This window comes from Pseudomonas sp. RW10S2 (assembly GCF_014268985.1).
Classification (GTDB): Bacteria; Pseudomonadota; Gammaproteobacteria; order Pseudomonadales; family Pseudomonadaceae; genus Aquipseudomonas; species Aquipseudomonas wayambapalatensis.
In genome coordinates, this window is sequence record NZ_JABWRO010000021.1 from 33292 (window position 1) to 54187 (window position 20896).

The 20896-nt window shown below is 59.8% G+C and carries 9 protein-coding genes; 8 read left to right on the forward strand and 1 reads right to left on the reverse strand.

Features of this window, described 5'->3' with window-relative positions; all coding sequences use genetic code 11:
- The first annotated feature begins 50 nt into the window (after window positions 1-50).
- The 7 genes from HU729_RS07195 to HU729_RS07225 all read left to right on the forward strand — a co-directional run bounded on the left by HU729_RS07195 (window position 51) and on the right by HU729_RS07225 (window position 15175).
- Complete coding sequence (locus tag HU729_RS07195; RefSeq protein WP_186709336.1) at window positions 51-10406, forward strand: filamentous hemagglutinin N-terminal domain-containing protein; 10356 nt, start codon at window positions 51-53, stop codon at window positions 10404-10406.
- A gap of 372 nt (window positions 10407-10778) precedes the next feature.
- A complete protein-coding gene (locus HU729_RS07200; protein ID WP_186709338.1) occupies window positions 10779-11030 on the forward strand; it encodes a hypothetical protein in 252 nt (83 codons plus the stop codon).
- 343 nt (window positions 11031-11373) lie between these two features.
- Window positions 11374-11697: a hypothetical protein gene (locus HU729_RS07205; RefSeq protein ID WP_186709339.1), complete on the forward strand. Its 324-nt coding sequence runs from the start codon at window positions 11374-11376 to the stop codon at window positions 11695-11697.
- A 389-nt stretch (window positions 11698-12086) separates the two neighbouring features.
- Window positions 12087-12533, forward strand: a complete 447-nt coding sequence (locus tag HU729_RS07210) for a hypothetical protein (RefSeq protein ID WP_186709340.1) — start codon at window positions 12087-12089, stop codon at window positions 12531-12533.
- An 814-nt stretch (window positions 12534-13347) separates the two neighbouring features.
- Window positions 13348-13968 (forward strand): hypothetical protein, encoded by a 621-nt coding sequence (locus tag HU729_RS07215; RefSeq protein WP_186709341.1) that lies wholly within the window; start codon window positions 13348-13350, stop codon window positions 13966-13968.
- A gap of 18 nt (window positions 13969-13986) precedes the next feature.
- Window positions 13987-14580, forward strand: coding sequence for a hypothetical protein (locus tag HU729_RS07220; protein WP_186709342.1), 594 nt, complete (start codon window positions 13987-13989; stop codon window positions 14578-14580).
- A gap of 202 nt (window positions 14581-14782) precedes the next feature.
- Complete coding sequence (locus HU729_RS07225; protein ID WP_186667000.1) at window positions 14783-15175, forward strand: DUF2846 domain-containing protein; 393 nt, start codon at window positions 14783-14785, stop codon at window positions 15173-15175.
- Between the two features lie 124 nt (window positions 15176-15299).
- On the opposite strand, the gene HU729_RS07230 is transcribed toward HU729_RS07225, so the two are convergent.
- Window positions 15300-15653 carry a hypothetical protein gene (locus tag HU729_RS07230; RefSeq protein ID WP_186709343.1) on the reverse strand — a complete coding sequence of 118 codons (354 nt, stop codon included), beginning with the start codon at window positions 15651-15653 and terminating at the stop codon, window positions 15300-15302.
- Between the two features lie 331 nt (window positions 15654-15984).
- On the opposite strand from HU729_RS07230, the gene HU729_RS07235 reads away from it, so the two are divergent.
- The gene (locus tag HU729_RS07235) at window positions 15985-20850 is read left to right on the forward strand and encodes an NAD-glutamate dehydrogenase (protein WP_186666715.1); all 4866 of its coding nucleotides are present in this window, start codon (window positions 15985-15987) and stop codon (window positions 20848-20850) included.
- Window positions 20851-20896 lie beyond the last annotated feature (46 nt).

The window sequence follows — 20896 nt, forward strand, 5'->3', positions numbered from 1 at the left end:
TGCGGGGCAGGCCGGCAACTGGCCTGAGCTGCGACTGGAGTTTGTTCGACATGGATATCCGCACCCCACTGAACCAGTGCATCGCCCTGATCGTTGCTGGCGTGATGTTTCTCAACCCCATCGTCAGCACGGCTGCACAGCTGACCGTCGATGCAGCGGCCAATGCCAACACCAGCATCAACCAGGCCGGCAACGGGGTGCCGATCGTCAATATCGCCACCCCCAACGGCAGCGGCCTGTCGAGCAACACCTTCCGCGACTACAACGTCGGCAGCAACGGGTTGATTCTCAACAACGCCACCGGCAAGACCCAGTCGACTCAACTGGGCGGCATCATCGTCGGCAACCCCAACCTCAGGGGGCAGGCGGCCCAGGTGATCCTCAACCAAGTCACTGGCGGCAACCGCAGTAACCTGCAGGGCTACACCGAGGTGGCCGGGCAGTCGGCACGGGTCATCGTCGCCAACCCCCACGGCATCACCTGCAATGGCTGCGGCTTCATCAACACGCCACGGGCGACCCTCACCACCGGCAAGCCGATCATGGACGGCGAGCGCCTGGACCGCTTCCAGGTCGATGGCGGCGACATCGCCATCGAGGGCGATGCCCTCAACGCCACCAATCTCGACCAGTTCGACCTGATCACCCGCAGTGCCAAGCTCAATACCGAGCTGCATGCCAAGCAACTGAACATCGTCACCGGGCGCAACGACGTCCAGGCCGACACCCTGCAAGCCACCCCGCGTGCCGACGACGGCAGCGAAAAGCCCCTGCTGGCCATCGACAGCTCGGCGCTGGGCGGCATGTACGCCAACACCATCCGCCTGGTCGGCACCGAGCAGGGCGTGGGCGTCAAGCTGGCCGGCAACATGGCCGCCACCACCGGCGATATCCAGGTGGATGCCAACGGCAAGGTGACGCTTGCGCAGACCTCCAGCGCCGGCGACCTGAAGATTGCCGCACAAAGCGCCGAGCTGACCGGCAAGACCTACACCGCCGGCAGCGCCACCGTACGTGTGCGCGACGATGTGAGCGTCGGCCAGAGCCTCGCCGCCAAGGGCAGCATCAGCGTGCAGGGCGCGCGGATCGACAACCAGGGCATCATCGAAGCCGGCGTGGAGCCAGACAACAGCCGCAACGCCCAAGGCGACGTGACCCTCAAGGGCCAGACCCTGCACAACCGCGGTAGCGTGGTCGCCAACCGCAACCTCGAGATCGACAGCAGCGCCAAGCTCGACAACCAGGGTGGCAGCCTCAAGGGCCGCAACACCACGCTGACCGCAGGCTTGCTGGACAACCGCAAAGGCCAGGTGCTGGCCGACGACACCCTGAAAGCCAAGGGCGGTGCGATCGACAACCGTGAGCAAGGCCTGCTGCAAGGCAAGGGCCAGGCCGTGGTGGATATCACCGGCAACCTCGACAACCGTGGCGGCCGCGTGGTCGGTCAGGGGGATCTGCAGGTCAGCGCCGCCCGGGTGGACAACCGCGGCAACGGTCTGATCGGCAGTGACAAGCAGGCCAGGCTGACCACCCGCGCGCTGCTGGACAACCAGGACGGCGGCAAGCTCAAGGCCGATCGCCTCGACATCACCACCGCCGGGCTGCTCAACAGCGGCGGGCAGTTGCTGGGCGGCGACGTGCTGATCGTCGCCAGCGCCGACATCGACAATCGCCTCGGCCTGATCTCGGCCAAGCGTCTGCTCGATCTCAAAGCCGTGGGCCTGGACAACAGCGGCAAGGGCAACCTGCTCAGCGACGGCACCCTGGCCGTCAAAGTGGCCACCCTGAACAACCGCGACAACGGCATGCTGTCGAGCGTCGGCGACCTCGCCTTGCACGGCGAACGCCTCGACAACCGTGGCGGCCTGGTGCTTGCCGACCGCTCGCTGACCGTCACCGGCGGGGACTTCGACAACCGCGACAAGGGCGTAGCCACCACCAAGGGCAAGGCCCACATCGAAGTTGCCAGCCTCGCCAACAGCGATGCCGGTCACCTGCAGAGCGATGGCCGCCTCGAGCTGATCGCCGCTAAGGTCGACAATCAACGCCTGGGCAACATCACCGCCAAAGGTGACCTCGAAGCCCACCTGGGCACCTTGAACCAGCAGGGCGGCAGGCTGACCAGTCTGGGTAGCTTGCTGCTCACCGCCAATACCATCGACAACCAGAACGGCGGCGGGATTGGCGCGACCAGCCTGGTCGACATCCGCGCGGCGCGCGTGCTCAACCAGCAGGGTGAGATCTCCAGCGCAGGCGAGGTCGTGCTCGACGCCAGCGAGCTGCTGGACAACCAGGCGGGCAAGGTCATTGGCGACCGTGGCCTGACCCTGACCGTCCGGCGCCTGCTGAACCAGAACAAGGGCCTGCTCAGCGGCTACGACAGCCTGAGCCTGAAAGGCACCGAACTGCTCAACAACGGCGGCCGGTTGAGCAGCCACAAGCATATCGAGCTGGCCCTGGACGGCCAGTTGGACAACAGCGACGCCGGGCTCATCGTCAGTGACGGCACCCTCACGCTGAACGCCGGCACGTTGCGTAACCGCCAGGGCGGCAAGGTCTCGGCAATCGCTGCCATGGGCCTGACCAGCCAAGGGCTGCTGGATAACCAGGGCGGCATTCTGGTGACCGATGCCGGGCTGGTGCTTGACGCCGCCCGCCTGGACAACAGCCAGGGCGGCGCCATCAGTGCAGCTGGCCATGCCCAGTTGCGCAGCGGCGCCATCGACAACAGCGCCAAGGGCAACATCGGTGCCGGCAGCCTGCTGCTGGTCGCCACCCAGCTCGACAACAGCGCCCGTGGCCGCATCAGTGCCTCCGGCCAGATCGATGCGACGCTGACCGGCCTCGACCAGCATGACCACGGGCAACTGGTCAGCGGGACCGGCATCGATCTCGACCTGCAGCACGGCCAGTTGGTGAACCGCGACGGTGGCTTGCTGCGCTCGCCAGGCAGCCTGCTGTTGCGCCAGATCGGCGCGGTGGACAACCGCAACGGCGCAGAGATTTCCAGCGACCACGGCTTCAGCCTGATCGCCGACCGCCTCGACAACCGTGGCGGACGCCTGATCAGCGCCCAGGACCTGACCCTGCGCATCGCCGGTATTCTGGACAACAGCCTCAAGGGCGTGTTGTCGGCTAGCCACGACCTCGACATCGAGGCCGCCAGCCTCGATAACTTCAGTGGCGGCACCCTGGCCAGCGGCAAGGCCCTCAAGGCCGTGATCGACGGCCAACTCGACAACCACGACCAGGGCATCCTTTCTGCCGCCGCAGCGCTGACCGTCACCAGTTCAGGCGTGCTCAACAGCGAGCGTGGCGTGATGTCGGGCAACACCGGCCTGACCGTCACGACCGGACAACTGGACAACCACCAGGGCGGCCAGCTCATCAGCCAGGCGGCGCTGACCGTCACCAGCGATGGCCTCGACAACCGTGGCGGCGCCTTGAGCAGCAAGCAGGCCATGACCCTGACCACGGGCGACGTGCGCAACGGCGCCGATGCCCTTCAGCGCGGCGGTCGCATCCACAGCGATGCCGAGTTGACGCTGGTGGCCGGGCAGGTCGATTCCAGCGAGCGTGGCGAGATCTCCGCCAAGGGCGATCTGCTGCTGCGGGTGAGTGCGTTGATCCAGCGCCAGGGGCGTCTGATCGGTGAGCAGAAACTCGACCTCGACCTCAACGGCGGCGACCTGACCAACCAGGGCGGCCTGATCAGTGCCAATGGCCCGCTGATCATCCAGCGCCTGGGCACGCTCGACAACAGCGCTGGCGAAGTCACCAGCCAGCAATCCTTCAGCCTGCTGGCCAAGCGCATCGACAACCAGCAGGGCCGCATCCTCAGCGACGGCCGGCTGACCGTAGAGGCGGCACAGCTGGACAACAGCACCAAAGGCCTGATGTCCGGCGTTCAAGGCCTGCAGGTCACCGGCAGCGAACTGAACAACAGCGGCGAAGGCACGTTGTCGAGCAAGGACGGCGATCTTGCCGTGACCCTGACCGGCGCTCTCGACAACCGTGACCAGGGTGCTTTGGTCAGCAAGGGCCGCCAGCAGATCACGGCGGCCAGCCTGGACAACCGCAAGGGCATCGTCTCCTCGGAGCAGGCGATCACCCTCAGTGTCAGCGACCGGCTCGACAACAGCGGCGGCCTCATTTCCGCCACAGGTGACCTGACGCTCGACCAGGACAGCACCGTCATCGACAACCAGGGCGGGCAGATCAACGGCCAGGCGATCAGCGTCGCCGGCAAGCGTCTGGAAAACGCCAAGGGCCAGCTCATCAGCCGCGCGGTGCTCGACCTGACCTTGACCGATGCACTGCTCAATACTGACGGCGCGCGCCTGGTCAGTGGCGCCGACCTGCTGCTCAAGGCCGCGCGTGTCGACAACCAAGGCGGCAAGCTGATCAGCCATGGGTTGCTGCATGTCGATTCGGGCACGCTGGACAACAGCCACGGCGGCAACCTCGCCAGCCAGCAGAACCTGGTGCTGCGCCTGAGCGGCGATCTGCTCAACGGCAACGATGGCCTGTTGTTCAGTGAACACGGCAAGCTCGATATCCATGCCGTAGCCCTCGACAACCAGGCCGGCACGCTCAAGAGCCAGGGCGATATCGACGTGCGCCTGGACAAGCGCCTGGATAACCGCGGCGGTCGCCTGGAGAGCCAGGCAGGCAACCTCGAACTGCACGCGGCGAGCCTCGACAACAGCGGCAATGGCATGCTCAGCGCGGCCAAAGGTCTGTTCAAGGGCGTCTTCAGCGACCTGTTCGACAACGCTGGCGGTACCACCCAGGCGCAGTCCGTGGACATCGCAGCCGATGCCAAGGTGAACAACCAGGGCGGCTACCTTTCGGCCCAGGGCGGTGACGGCAAGATCGTCACCGCCGATCTCGACAACCGCGGCGGCGGGCTGTACGCCGCCGGATTGCTGCAGGTGCAGGGCCAGCAACTGTTCAACCAGAGCGGCAAGATCGGCGCCGGGCGCATCGACTTCGGCCTGAGCGGCGCGCTCTACAACAGCCTCGGCCAGCTGGAAAGCGAGAGCGACCTGCAACTGCGAGCCAGCGAACTCGACAACCGCAGCGGCAACCTGCGCGCCCTGGGCAAGACCGGCACCAGTCGATTGATCGTGGCGGGCAACCTGCTCAACGACAACGGCGTGCTGGCCACCGCCAACCAGGACCTCGACCTGCAGATCGGTGGCCTGAGCAACAGCGGCGGGCAACTGCTGCACACCGGCCAGGGTAGCTTCGGCCTGGCCTCCGACAAGGTCACCCAGGCTGGCGGCGTGCTGCATACCGATGGCCTGCTGAGCATCGCCGCTGCCAGCTGGACCAACAGCAGCGTGCTGCAAGCCCGGCGCCTGGAACTGGACATCGGTCGCTTCGTCCAGACCGCCAGCGGCAAGCTGCTGGCCGTCGAGAGCCTCAAGGGTCGAGGCGGCGACTGGACCAACCATGGCCTGCTGGCCAGCGATGGCAGCCTGCAACTGGATCTGACCGGCAACTATGACGGCAATGGCCGCCTGAGCAGCCTTGGCGCACTGACGCTGGGCGCCAACGATATCCGCCTGTCCAGTACCGCCAGCCTGGCCGGTGGCGCCGACACCGTGGTGACCGCGCGCAACCTGCTGAGCAACGACGGTCGCCTGACCGCCCTGGGCGGCCTGACGGTGACGGCCGCCAGCCTCGAAAACCGCGGCACCCTGGGTGGCGCTGCGGCGGTGAAGCTGGCCGCCAACAGCCTGAGCAACCAGCGCGGCCTGGTGTTCAGCGGCAACGACATGACCTTGCGCGTCGGCAGCCTGAGCAACTACTACGGCGATATCTACAGCCTTGGTGGCCTCGACCTTGCCGGCAACGCCGCTGCCCGCGCGGTGCTGTTGGACAACATCTCCGGCAGCGTGGAAAGCGCCGGCAACATGACCCTGGCGGTGGACACGCTGCTCAACCGCAAGGAATTCCTGAGCTCGACCAAGAAACTGGTCGCCGGCAACGTCAACGTCTATTCCGACGACCGCTGCAAGGGCAAGGGATGCGAGCTGTACTTCTCGGCAACCGAAAGCTGGGAAGACGTCATCGACCGCGATACCCCCACCGCCTTCATCACCACTGGTAGCAAGCTGACCTTCGCCGGTGACGCATTCCGCAATCACTACAGCAGCGTTTCGGCGGCGGGTGACATCGCCATCAACACAGCGGTGTTCGAGAACAAGGGCGCCGGTGGTGGCGAGCAGCGCAACCTCACCGCGAGCATGTATACCCGTGATCGCGGCCAGTACAACGCGTTCATCCAGGCCAAGAACCAGTTCAACCAGAACCCTGGCTCGCTGACCCTCGACCAGGTCATGGCCGCTGCGGGGTATCCGCAGTACAGCATCTACGACGTCATCGACAACAGGACGCCGATCGCTGGCGCCGTGGTTGCCCCGGCGGTCGTGCAGTCGGCTGGTGCCGTGACCATCAACGCCACCCAGCGCATCGACAACAGCGTGGTGCGCGTCAATCAGGCTGGAGCCGGTGCCATCGGGGCCCGTGGCGATGCCACGGCTGATCCGCGCCAGGTCCAGACCCAGGTGCGCGCGCTCAACCCGCAGTTGCCGCCTGACCTTGCCCAGCGCCAGGTCAATCCGGTCACGCTGCCCAGCTTCAGCCTGCCGCAAGGCAGCAACGGCCTGTTCCGCATCAGCACCCAGACCGGCCAGGCCGCGATCAGCGGCGATGCCCTGGGCGCCACCGCCGACCATACCCAAGCAGGCAGCGGCACCTTCATCTCACCGCTGGCCAGCACCACCAATGCCGACAACCGTGCGGCGCAGACGCTGTCCGCCCAAGGCTCGGCTGCGGCCCAAGGCGCCGTCAGCGGCGCCGGTGTGGCGCTGGATGGCCTGGCAGCGGGTGTTCGACTGGTCCAGGGCGTCCCTGAGCGCAGCGGGCCGAGTACCTCGCACAAGTACCTGGTGGAGACCAACCCGGCCCTGACCGACCTCAAGCAGTTCCTGAGCTCCGACTACCTGCTTGGCCAGCTCAACGTCAATCCAGACCAGGCCATCAAGCGCCTGGGCGACGGCCTCTACGAACAACGCCTGATCCGCGAAGCCGTGGTGGCCCGCACCGGCCAGCGCTACATCGATGGCATGACCAGCGACGAGACGCTGTTCCGCTACCTGATGGACAACGCCATCGCCAGCAATGACAAGCTGTCGCTGAGCGTGGGCGTGTCGCTCAGCGCCGAGCAGGTCGCCGCCCTGACCCACGACATCGTCTGGATGGAGCAGGTCGAGGTCAACGGCGAGAAGGTGCTGGCGCCAGTGCTGTACCTGGCCCACGCCAACGGTCGCGTGGCTCCCAACGGCGCGCTGATCCAGGGCCGTGACGTCAACCTGATCAGCGGCGGCGACCTGGTCAACGTCGGCACCCTGCGTGCCACCAACAACCTCGCCGCCAGCGCCACCAACATCAGCAACAGCGGGCTGATCGAAGCGGGCGGGCGCCTGGACATGCTCGCCACCGACTCGATCCGCAACGCCCAGGGCGGGATCATCGCCGGTCGTGAAGTGAGCCTGACCGCGCTGACCGGCGATGTGATCAACGAACGCAGCGTCACCCGCCTGGAAGGCCGGGCCGGTGGCGAGCATGTGACCAAGGACCTGGTCGACACTGCAGCACGCATCGAGGCGGCGAACGACCTGACCATCACCGCCGGGCGCGATATCGGCAACGTGGGTGGGGTGGTCAAGGTGGGTGGGAACCTTGATATGGAGGCCTCTCGCAACCTCAGTCTGACCAGCCAGCAGTCTCTCGAAAGTCACGAGTATCAGCGTCGTCGAGTCAGTGGCTACGACACAACCATCACTCAATACGGAGGCGAGGTAACTGCCGGTGGAAGCATCACCGCGACAGCAGGTCAGGATCTTTCGGTCATCGCTAGTGATATTGAAGCTCGGCGCAACCTGACATTGAGTGCAGGTAACGACATTCTCCTGAGTTCGGCGGCCAATGAGGAGCATGACTACGCCAAGGGTAAGAAAGGCCAGACCAAGACGACAACGCAGTTGGATGACGTTCGTCAAGTAGGTGCCAGTCTGAACGCCGGAGGGGACATACAGGTCGAGGCTGGAAACGATCTGAAGATGGTTGCCAGTAAAGTCAGTGCGGGTGAAGACGCCTATCTGGTCGCGGGTGACAAGCTTGAGCTATTGGCTGAGTACGATAGCCATTACTCACTCTATGACATGAGCAAGAAGGGTAACTGGGGTAGCAGCAAGACCCAGCGTGATGAAGTTACAGATGTAAAAGCAGTTGGCAGTGAGGTCAGCAGCGGTGGCAGCACCTCTCTGGTTAGTGGTGGCGATCAGCTCTATCAAGGCGCCAAAGTCGAAGCTGGAAGTGATCTTGCAATTATCAGTGGCGGTGCAGTGACCTTTGAAGCCGTCAAAGACATGCATCAGGAAAGTCATGAGAAGTCCAAGGGCGATCTTGCATGGAACAGTGCGAAAGGCCGTGGCACGACTGACGAGACTCTTCGACAGAATCAGCTGGTTGCGCAAGGTGTCTTGACAATCAAGGCTGTCGACGGATTGAAGATCGATATCAAGCATATCGATCAGGCAACTGTCAGCCAGAGTATCGACGCCATGATCGTGGCTGACCCCAAGCTTGCGTGGCTCAAGGAAGCAGAGCTTCGGGGTGATGTGGACTGGCGTCGAGTCAAGGAGGTTCACGATAGCTTCAAGTACGATCAGTCAGGTTTGGGCGCGGGAGCTTCACTCGTCATTGCAATCATCGTGACCTATCTGACTTGGGGAGCTGGAGCTTCTGCGGTCGGAGCCGCAAGTAACTCAACGCTCGGTTTTGCCGCCAACTCGGTGGTCAGTGCTGCCGCTACCAACGCTGCCACCAGTGCGGTAAACAACCGCGGGAATCTCGGTGCGGTGGTCAAGGATGTGACCTCCAGTGATGCCATGAAAGGTTATGTGATGTCGGCGCTTGCACCGGGCGGTGACAGCATCGTGTCTCGCATTGCACTCAAAGCAGCGCTGAGTACGGTGGTCTACGGTGGCAGCCTGAAGGACAACGCTGTCCAGGCCGGCCTGGAGATTGCTGCGGACGCATTGAGCGGAGCGATCTTCAACGAGGTCGGAGATCGTCTGATGGGCAGCGGGTTGCCCAAGCGCGTCGCAGTGCATGCCATCGTCGGTGGTCTGATTGCTGAGGCGGCGGGCGGTGACTTCCGCACGGCGGCTTTGGCGGCAGGCGCGAATGAGGCGTTGGTGCAACTGGTCGGGGACAAGATCTTTCCCGGTGAAGCTCACGACCGTGTATTGGGCATGACCTCACAATTGGTCGGTATGACGGTTGCTGCCGGCCTAGGTGCAGATGCCAAAGATCAACAAGTGGCTGCTTGGGTCGCACAGCAGGCTACTCAGAACAATTTCCTTCGACATAAAGAGGTCGAGGCGTTTCTCGCCGAGCTCAAGACGTGTGATGCGAACAATTCATGCGCTGATGTACGCAAGCGGTATGGCGACCTGAATATCGAAAACCAGGAGCGGCTGGAGCGGCTGTGTGCCCGTGACATGGACGCCTGCCGTAGCGAGTACAAGTTGTTCTCGGATGACTACCAGAAAACTCATGCGCTGTTGGCTGGCAGCATGAAGGAAGTCGGATGGAAAGAGCAGTACGCGCTCGGCGCCACGATACTCAGTAACTACCAGGCCATGCAGACACTCGTCGGAACCGCCATGACCAAGGCGATGACCGATGCAGCCCAAGAGGCTGCGGGGCAGGCAGGGGTTGGGGTCGATGCAGAGGATGTCGGCACCTTTGGGATGTGGCTGCGAACTGTCGTCAAGGCCGTCACAAGTCGCAAGGGTGCAGTTGGCGGAACTGAGCGTGGCCCTTGCTGCTTCGCAGCAGGAACCTTGGTTGCGACTCCGGGGGGTGACCGAGCGATTGAAACCCTCAAGGTCGGGGATATAGTCTGGACCAAGCCTGAGCACGGGGGTGAACCCTTTGCCGCAGCGATCACAGCGACGCACATCCGTAACGATCAGCCGATCTATCGGTTGACCCTGGAAAGCACGCGCGCAGACGGTCAGGTTCAGACTGAGACTTTGTTCGTGACCCCCAGTCACCCATTCTATGTACCGGCCAGACATGATTTTGTGCCGATGGGTGACTTGAGGACTGGAGACTTGCTACAGTCCTTGGCTGATGGAGCTGGAAATGATACGTCGAGTCGCGTTGCTTCGATAAGTTTGCATAAGTTAGTCGGCGAGACATTCAATCTTTCTGTGGATGTTGGGCATACGTTTTATGTAGGTAAACTCAAAACCTGGGTTCATAACGTTGGCCCGTGTGGCGAGTCGGATGGTGTCAAGCCAGGGGGGGTGAAAAAGGAGTAGGAGCCGCAGGCCAAAAGCTGCCATCTACTTTACCAGATAACTTGACTGGTTATGCGAATCCGAAAGATATCCGGTTCACGCAAGATAGTGTTTCAAATACCTTTAAGGATGGCAAAACTCTCCAGTCGACAATTGACGGACTGAAGTCAGGGAAGATTTCTCCAGATGACTTGCCTCCTATCCGGGTATTTGAGAAGGATGGAAGGGTTTACAGCTTGGATAATAGACGATTACTTGCTGCGTCAGAAGCGGGCGTTCCAATCAAAATTGTTCCGGCTACGCCAGCAGAGGTTGCCAAGGAGGGATGGAAAATGACTACGCCCAATAATGGTTCGATTATCTGTGTTCGAGGCGTTTGTAAGTGAGGGTTGTATGAGTTTTGAACGAGTTAGAGCTATACAGACAAAAGAAGATCTTGCGGATTTTGTTGGAGAGTTCAGGGAGGGATTAGTGCTTAAGCCCGATGACTGGGAAAATCCGGACTTAGAGAGATTTTTAGCTGCAATGGAAGCCTGGATTAGGTCAATAGACATGTATGCAAAAAACTCTGGCGACAATGATGTTATTAGCCCTAGTTGGAGTACTTTTGCAAAGATATTGTGTGCATCGAAAGTTTATGAGTAGTTATTCTGTATAATAAGAATAATCACAAGATTGTTCGCAGTAACCCGCCATCTATCCCGTCTGGCATTGATCGGTCGGATTTTGATAGGTGGCGCTCTGCCGTGAGTAACTTTGATGTTGCGCTGGCAAGTCCAGAGCTTTTGCAACGCGCTCAATCCTTAGGAATAGGTTTGAGGCGTGGCGGAACTGGTACGGGGCCCTTGAGTGCAAGAGACTTCCAAGCCCTTGGTCTGAAAGATTTGTCGAGTAAGATGAGTGCCCAAGCAGGACGCGAAGTTAATTTTATGATCTATGACTCTGTGGCAACAGCCGCAAGTCGTGCTCCGAGTGCGGTGTTACCGAAATGACTATTGTGTATGATCTGTACGGTGCGGAAAAATCATGTCTTCTGTCGGCGAGAAGTGATGTGGAAAGAGCGCTGGGAGAGATTTTTGAGGAAAGGGATAGCTCTTATCAGGGTGGTATCTACTATATGTGGGGTAGGAGTGATTCAGAGAATTTTGTTTTAAAATTGAATGTTGATCATTTGGATGGCTATCCAGTAGAACAGAACTACGCGATCTATAAAATCTTACTCTATGTAAACGCTACAAGTCGTTCAGTTGATATAGAGAAATTGATTAGCCAAGGTGGTGGCTTTAAGTTGCTGAGGCATGAGGTTTTTTAACGAACACCAAGGCTGATCGGTCCAAAAGCGACAGGGCAGATTGTACCTGACGTAATTAGTCCTACTTATCGAGAGTTTCATGGGTTAAATAAAGGATTTCAGGCGCATCACACCTTGCCTAAATATTTGCGGAAGATGCTGGGGTATACGAAAAAATAACATGCCGGATCACCCTGCGGCTTTAATTATCCAGTGCTCTCATACGGGAAAGATGAATCCTGATGCTATGCATAAAGCTATTAGTAAGTATTTGCCTCCAATGATAGGTGGTAAGCCGGCTAGGTATACTGCGGGGCAAATAAGCTCGGGGCTGCAGAAAGCCTATGGCGATATAGGGCGCCCCGAATTGTTTGACTCAATCAGGTGCTTGATTAAATAGGTATGCAAGCATGACTGATAAGCAAATATATGAATTGGATGTTAATGATCTCACTTGTTTTGGTGTTTGGTACTTTCCTATGGATGAGTCTGCTGAAGATGAGCTGACAATTCGTCCTCTCCTTGATAAGGAAGCTTGTGCCGACGCTCAAGTAATCGTTCGTGCTAGTTTTGTCGGGAGGGATGGTTCTAGTTACTTAGGCTATCTGTACTGGGATGGCGGCGGGGGAGTGGATTGCTTGAAGCCTGTCATTCTTCTTGAAGATGGCTCCTTTGTTACATTCTGGAATGGGGTGGTTGAGCCGTCTTGGGCAGACTACTCTGCAAGAGCTCAAGAGCTCAGGGACGGACTTCCTTTTTCATATGTTTCAGAATGTCTTCTCGAGCTGCCTGAAATTTCAGGAACGCTTGAGGGGCTATATTATTTAAATGAGGATAAAATTTCCTGGATAAGTTGATGGTGCAGAAGGGGCTGGAGCAGCGGGGCGGCAGATGGTGCGATCAGACCTTTGCCAGGGCCAAGATAAATAGAAATATCTTGGAGTGCGAACGCTTACAGTAAAGGCGGCTTGATGATTGGTATTGATTTCGTGTTCTACCGTCATGGGCCAAGCTCAGGCTTCTAAAACGTTGGTAAGTTTTCTCAGAGAACATCTATTAAGGATGTTTCCAGCTATGTAGGCTGCGCGCTGAGATATGTGGAGATTTCTCAAAATGGTCCAGGCGGTTATGTTGTCGAGTACAACGCAGGAAAGGCGGGAGGTGCCTCCGTGGCATCCCAGACGTCCGAGGTCGTAGGCGGTAGGTTAGGGGGAATGGGAGATGATGAGTGATAAGGCCTAAGTCGAGGTTTCAAGCTTATGTACTACTTTTTATATATTTAGTTGCTTTGTTTTTCTTTACAGGTGTTATGGCAAAATTTTTAGGGGCTATAATTATTTATTATGAGCATAATGTGTGGGATTTTGGCTGGTCTGATATTTCCGGATTATTTCCTGGTTTTTTAGCTTATGCAGTACCTGTGTGGTTTGGGATATGTGTTGCCTCATATTTCAAATGGGGTGATGGGAAGTAAATTTTGAAATGATTCTCGAGCACGGATTGCTTGAGCCAAAAAGGGTCCGAGCTTGAGTGAAGCATGCCTCCCTACATCGACCCTGTGAGAGCAATTTAATGCGTCGCAGAACTACATAGCCCATTGTTAACTGCACGGACTAAAGTAGGTTGATCCTAAGCCATTGCCACCTCTGCCTAAATTGTGAGGGCTCAAGTGTGGGAAATTTGTTGTCAGATTGGTGTGCTTTTTGTAAAGGGGAGAGTGGGTTTGATAAGTCCCATTTCCTTGGGTTGCTGAAAGCTCACAATTCCAATGAAGATCTTCGAACAATATTTGGATATTTTCCATTTGCAGAGAACTTGATGGGTAGGGCTGCAAGTGTCATTGAGTCGGCGAGAAGCGAGGGTTCTCTATATCTTTTACCTAAAATTGAGGCCGATCAGTACACGCTTGTTCGGTTAGGGGGCGAATGGCTTAAGACTCAAGAAAAGATATGTGAAGCTTTGGGTGTTTCCGAAATCACTGAAATTTGTCGTAGTGCTGAGGTCTTATTCGTTGATCAGCAAAGGCTGGAAAGTGCGCTTGAACAAAATATTCCCCATTATTGGTTGTTTGACGAGGTTGGGGATGCTATTCGGGCTAGCAAGATTTCCGATTCGGATCAGATCTATGCCTTGTTCGAGTCTCTCTATGGGCTGGCTGCAGATTATTATCTTGCTTGGTATATTGCGCAGCCTTTGTTTGCGTTTGATATTGATTTGGAGTCGTATTATAGGTTTTGGCGCGCAGGGGGGAAGTGTGCCCTTACTGAGAATGGATTTTTAGTGTCTACTTGAAATCGGGACTGTTTTCCCGTGGATTATACGTCCCTTGATAACGTCAAGGGAGGGTACTGGTTCACTTCCATTTCGGAAAGGGTGCTTGTGGAATCGTGTTTGGCTCTTGTGGGGCGGGGCAATCAAGGCATGTGTTCAAATGAAAAAATGCAGCGCGTAGTACGGGGCTTGAATCGTAGTGGCTCTGTTCTTGAACGTGAGCTGGTCGAGATTGCTAATTCAGGGTTTTTGCTGTCGGAAGGATGCGTATTTCTAAATGCTTTGAAGGCTTCGTGTTCTAGCGCTACGGCCTCGAATTTTCAGGATTGCACGGGGTTTGAGTGCTTTGTTAATTCTCTGCATATAGATGACTATGTGTCTGGGGATTATCTGGTGCAAGCGCTTTTGTTTGTCTCTGAAGTCTTCTCGTTGTGGCGAGATTTCAAGTTTTTATCCGGTGATTTTGCCGCGATTGTTTTGCTGGATGAGCTTGGAGTGGTTGTAAAGTTTCATCTTGTAAGAGGCGGCGAGTCGTGGCTAGCAAGTGATTTGGAGAGGTATGAAGAGGCTGTGTTGTACATGTTGTCGTCTGACGCGCCAACAAAATTCGATTTTAACGCGCACGGCAGTTGAGAGGTTTCGATTTATCTTTTTTGGAAAGAAGCCAGCAGGTTGACGTCAAGATGATGGCGAATTAATATCGCCGCCGCTATTCCGCCCCTACCACCCTTTCGTAAGCAAGGAAGCCTTTGTGATCAAGACCCTCCTCAAAGCCACCGCCGTACTCTCCATTGCGCTGCTTTACGGCTGCGCCTCCACCCCCTCGGCGGACAAGATGCAGGCGGAGGTCGCCAACTACTCGCTGCCCAAGGCTGCGGTAGCCGACAAGGCCCTGGTCTACGTCGTTCGCCCGAGCAACGCCGGGATGATGGTGCGTTTCAACGTCTTCCTCGATAACAAGGAAGCCGAGTCGGAAATGGGCTACAACCGTGGCAATCAATACATCTACTTCTACGTGACCCCGGGCACCCACGTGATCAGCTCCAAGGCCGAGAACTGGGCCGAGATGACCGTGAATGCGAAGGCCGGTGAGGTCATCTACCTCAAGCAGGAAGTCGAAGTCGGCGTGCTGATGGCGCGCAACAGCCTCAAAGTGCTGAGCGACCTTGAAGGCCGCTACCTGGTCAAGGATGCATCGCTGGGCACCCTCGCGAAGGAAAGCAAGTAAGCGCTGTCGATCCATGCGCTGATCGGCAAGTACACAAAGGCGACCCTTGAGTCGCCTTTGTTGTGTGCATTGTCGATGCGTCTTCGACCTCTGCGCAGGCAAGCCCGCAAAGGGGGCCTCCACCTCAGATCTCGGAAACGAACGTCCCCGTTCCCTCAAGAATATTGCGCAGCGTCAGCGCCACTTCCTCCAGATCGCTACCGGCCGACGTGAGCAGGATCTCCAGCGATTCATCACCCCTGAGTGCATCCCGATCCCCCGGGGAGACCTCGATCAGCAGGCGCTCGGCACTCAAGGTCACTTTCAGCCCGTCCAGCGTCGAAGGCTCGTCATCGAGCGTCAGGTCGACGGTGTTTTCGTCCGGATAGCGGGTGAGCAGGAACATCTGGCCCTTGTCGCTGTGGCAGCACAGGGTCGCCATGTTGTCTTCCTCGTCATCGCAGGGGGTGGCGAAGAGCAGGGCGGTTTTCAGTTGCATGGGCAGCTCGGTTCAAGGAAATGAAATGCGATTGTGCCAGTCTGGGCCTTGCGCATAAACGCAATGTTACCGCCCTTTGACCGAATATGTCGCAGCGCTGCAAGCCGGGATGACCGCTCAGTCGTTAAGCTGCCCAGTTGATGGACAACCGTAAAGACACAGCCACCGGCAGTCGTCTTTGCAGCTGCCCATCCCTGGAACATGGACGCGAAGGAATCGTCCTACGCCTTGGTTTTACCGTCTTCCTGCTACGGGTTGGCTATCGTTGATCCGTACATGGCGCACGTACACGACGCTTCACCTATAACAAAGCCCAAGCGGAGTACCACAGATGGCGTTTTTCACCGCAGCCAGCAAAGCCGACTTCCAGCATCAACTGCAGGCGGCCCTGGCGCAGCACATCAGCGAGCAGTCCCTGCCACAAGTGGCGCTGTTCGCCGAACAGTTCTTCGGCATCATCTCTCTGGACGAACTCACCCAGCGTCGGCTGTCCGACCTGGCCGGCTGCACCCTCTCTGCCTGGCGCACCATCGAGCGCTTCGACCCGAGCACTGCGCAGGTGCGGGTCTACAACCCTGACTACGAACGCCACGGCTGGCAGTCCACGCACACCGTGGTCGAAGTCCTGCACCATGACCTGCCGTTCCTGGTCGACTCGGTACGCACTGAACTCAACCGCCGCGGCTACAGCATCCACACCCTGCAGACCACCGTGCTCAGCGCCCGCCGCGGGCCGAAGGGCGAGTTGCTCGAATTGCTGCCCAAGGGCACCCAGGGTGAAGGCGTCAGCCACGAGTCGCTGATGTACCTGGAGATCGACCGCTGCGCCAATGCCGCCGAGCTGACCAGCCTGACCCGCGAGCTGGAGCTGGTACTGGCCGATGTGCGCGTCGTCGTTGCCGACTTCGACCCGATGAAGGCCAAGGTCCGCGACCTGCTGGCGCTGGTTGGCGAAAACGCCTTCGGCCCAGCGCAGAACGACAAGGCCGAGGTGCAGAGCTTCCTCACCTGGCTGCTGGACAACCACTTCACCTTCCTCGGCTACGAAGAGTTCGTGGTCGAGTCCGACGCTGCCGGTGGCAGCCTGGTCTACGACGAATCGTCCTTCCTCGGCCTGCCGCGCGTGCTGCGCAGCGGCCTGAGCAATGAAGACCTGCGCATCGAGGACTACGCCGTCAGCTACCTGCGCGAGCCGCGCCTGCTGTCGTTCGCCAAGGCTTCGCAACCAAGCCGCGTGCACCGTCCGGCCTACCCGGACTACGTGTCGATCCGCCAGATCGATGCCGATGGCAAGGTCATCAAGGAATGCCGCTTCATGGGCCTGTACACCTCGACGGTGTACGGCGAAAGCGTGTACACCATCCCGTACATCCGCGGGAAAGTCGCCGAGATCGAGCGCCGCTCGCACTTCGACCCCAAGGCGCACCTGGGCAAGGAACTCACGCAGGTGCTCGAAGTGCTGCCGCGCGACGACCTGTTCCAGACCCCGATCGACGAGCTGTTCAACACCGCCATGTCGATCGTGCAGATCCAGGAACGCAACAAGATCCGTGTGTTCCTGCGCAAGGACCCGTACGGCCGCTTCTGCTACTGCCTGGCCTACGTGCCGCGTGAAATCTACTCCACCGAAGTGCGCCAGAAGATCCAGCAGGTCTTGATGGAGCGCCTGAAGGCTACCGACTGTGAGTTCTGGACCTTCTTCTCCGAGTCGGTGCTGGCACGTGTGCAGTTGATCCTTCGGGTCGACCCGAAGAACCGCATCGACATCGACCCGCAGCAGCTGGAAAACGAAGTGATCCAGGCCTGCCGTTCGTGGCAGGACGACTTCTCCGCGCTGGTGGTGGAGAACTTCGGCGAAGCCCAGGGCACCAACATCCTCGCCGACTTCCCCAAGGGCTTCCCGGCTGGTTACCGCGAGCGCTTCGCCGCGCATTCGGCGGTGGTGGACATGCAGCACGTGCTGGCGTTGTCCGAAGCCAAGCCGCTGGCCATGAGCTTCTACCAGCCACTCACCCAACTGGGCGAGCGCCAGCTGCACTGCAAGCTGTATCACGCCGACACGCCGCTGGCGCTGTCCGACGTGCTGCCTATCCTGGAGAACCTCGGTCTGCGTGTGCTGGGTGAATTCCCCTACCGCCTGCGCCATGCCAACGGCCGCGAGTTCTGGATTCACGACTTCGCCTTCACCTACAGCGAAGGCCTGAGCCTGGACCTGCAGCAGCTCAACGACACGCTGCAGGACGCCTTCATCCACATCGTCAAGGGCGACGCCGAGAACGACGCCTTCAACCGCCTGGTGCTCACCGCCGGCCTGCCATGGCGCGATGTGGCGTTGCTGCGCGCCTACGCCCGCTACATGAAGCAGATCCGCCTGGGCTTCGATCTGGGCTATATCGCCAGCACCCTGAACAACCACACCGACATCGCCCGCGAGCTGACCCGGTTGTTCAAGACCCGCTTCTACCTCGCGCGCAAGCTCGGCCAGGATGACCTGGACGACAAGCAGCAGCGCCTGGAGCAGGCAATCCTCACCGCCCTGGACGATGTCCAGGTGCTCAACGAGGACCGCATCCTGCGTCGCTACCTGGACCTGATCAAGGCCACCCTGCGCACCAACTTCTACCAGCCCGACGCCGCTGGCCAGAACAAGTCGTACTTCAGCTTCAAGTTCAACCCGCGCCTGATTCCCGAGCTGCCCAAGCCCGTACCGAAATTCGAGATCTTCGTCTATTCGCCACGGGTCGAGGGCGTGCACCTGCGCTTCGGCAACGTCGCCCGTGGCGGCCTGCGCTGGTCGGACCGCGAGGAAGACTTCCGTACCGAGGTGCTGGGCCTGGTCAAGGCGCAGCAGGTGAAGAACTCGGTAATCGTGCCGGTCGGCGCCAAGGGCGGCTTCCTGCCGCGTCGCCTGCCGCTGGGTGGCGGCCGCGACGAGATCGCCGCCGAGGGTATCGCCTGCTACCGCATCTTCATCAGTGGCCTGCTCGACATCACCGACAACCTCAAGGACGGCGGCGTGGTGCCGCCGGCCAACGTGGTGCGTCATGACGACGACGACCCCTACCTGGTGGTGGCCGCAGACAAAGGTACCGCGACCTTCTCCGACATCGCCAACGGCATCGCCAACGACTATGGCTTCTGGCTCGGCGATGCCTTCGCCTCCGGTGGTTCGGCTGGCTACGACCACAAAGGCATGGGCATCACCGCTCGTGGTGCCTGGGTGGGCGTGCAGCGCCACTTCCGTGAGCGCGGCATCAACGTGCAGGAAGACCCGATCACCGTGGTTGGCATCGGCGACATGGCCGGCGACGTGTTCGGCAACGGTCTGCTGATGTCCGACAAGCTGCAACTGGTGGCCGCGTTCAACCACCTGCACATCTTCGTCGATCCGAATCCGGACCCGGCAACCAGCTTTGCCGAACGCAAGCGCCTGTTCGAGCTGCCGCGCTCGGCCTGGACCGACTACAACAGCGCGATCATGTCCGAAGGCGGCGGGATTTTCCCGCGTAGCGCCAAGAGCATCGCCATCAGTCCGCAGATGAAGGAACGCTTCGCCATCGAAGCTGATCGCCTGACCCCGACCGAACTGCTGCACGCACTGCTGCAGGCGCCGGTCGACCTGCTGTGGAATGGCGGTATCGGCACCTACGTCAAGGCCAGCAGCGAGAGCCATGCCGACGTCGGCGACAAGGCCAACGACGCCCTGCGCGTCAACGGCAACGAGCTGCGCTGCAAGGTGGTGGGCGAGGGCGGCAACCTGGGCATGACCCAGCTCGGTCGTGTCGAGTTCGGCCTGCATGGCGGCGCCACCAACACCGACTTCATCGACAACGCCGGTGGCGTGGACTGCTCCGACCACGAGGTCAACATCAAGATCCTGCTCAACGAAGTGGTGCAGGCTGGTGACATGACCGAGAAGCAGCGCAACCAGCTGCTGGGCAGCATGACCGAGGAAGTCTCTTCGCTGGTGCTGGGTAACAACTACAAGCAGACCCAGGCCCTGTCGCTGGCGGCCCGTCGCGCCCGCGAGCGGATCGCCGAGTACAAGCGCCTGATGGCCGACCTTGAGTCGCGGGGCAAGCTGGACCGCGCCATCGAGTTCCTGCCGACCGAAGAGCAACTGGCCGAACGTCTTGCCGCCGGCCAGGGCCTGACCCGTGCCGAGCTGTCGGTGCTGATCTCGTACAGCAAGATCGATCTCAAGGAGCAACTGCTCAAGTCGCTGGTGCCGGACGACGACTACCTGACCCGTGACATGGAGACGGCGTTCCCGCCGTCGCTGGTCAGCAAGTTCGCCGAGGCCATGCGCCGTCACCGCCTCAAGCGCGAGATCGTCAGCAACCAGATCGCCAACGACCTGGTCAACAACATGGGCATCACCTTCGTGCAGCGCCTGAAGGAGTCCACCGGCATGAGCCCGGCCAACGTTGCCGGTGCCTACGTGATCGTGCGCGACATCTTCCACCTGCCGCATTGGTTCCGCCAGATCGAGGCCCTGGACTACCAGGTGCCGGCCGAGATCCAGTTGACCCTGATGGACGAGCTGATGCGCCTTGGGCGGCGTGCCACCCGCTGGTTCCTGCGCAGCCGTCGCAACGAGCAGGATGCTGGTCGTGACACCGCTCATTTCGGGCCGAAGATCGCGCAACTGGGGCTCAAGCTCGACGAACTGCTGGAAGGGCCGACCCGCGAACGCTGGCAGGTGCGCTACCAGGGCTTCGTCGAAGCCGGGGTGCCGGAGTTGCTGGCACGCATGGTGGCAGGCACCACTCACCTGTACACCCTGTTGCCGATCATCGAGGCCTCGGATGTGACCGGCCACGATCCGGCCCAGGTGGCCAAGGCGTTCTTCGCCGTGGGCAGCGCGCTGGACCTGACCTGGTACCTGCAGGAAATCAGCAACCTGCCGGTGGAGAACAACTGGCAGGCCCTGGCCCGCGAGGCGTTCCGCGACGATATCGACCTGCAGCAGCGCGCGATCACCATTTCCGTGTTGCAGATGGCTGATGCACCGGACGACATGGATGCCCGTGTGGCCCTGTGGGCCGAGCAGCACCGGGTAATGGTCGAGCGCTGGCGCGCCATGCTCGACGACCTGCGCAACGCCACGGGCACCGACTATGCGATGTACGCGGTGGCCAACCGCGAGCTGGTCGACCTGGCGCTGAGTGGGCAGTCGGTGGTGATTCCGTCCTGACCTTGGCACTGAAATGAAAAACCCCCCCCCCGGGGGGGGGGGGGGG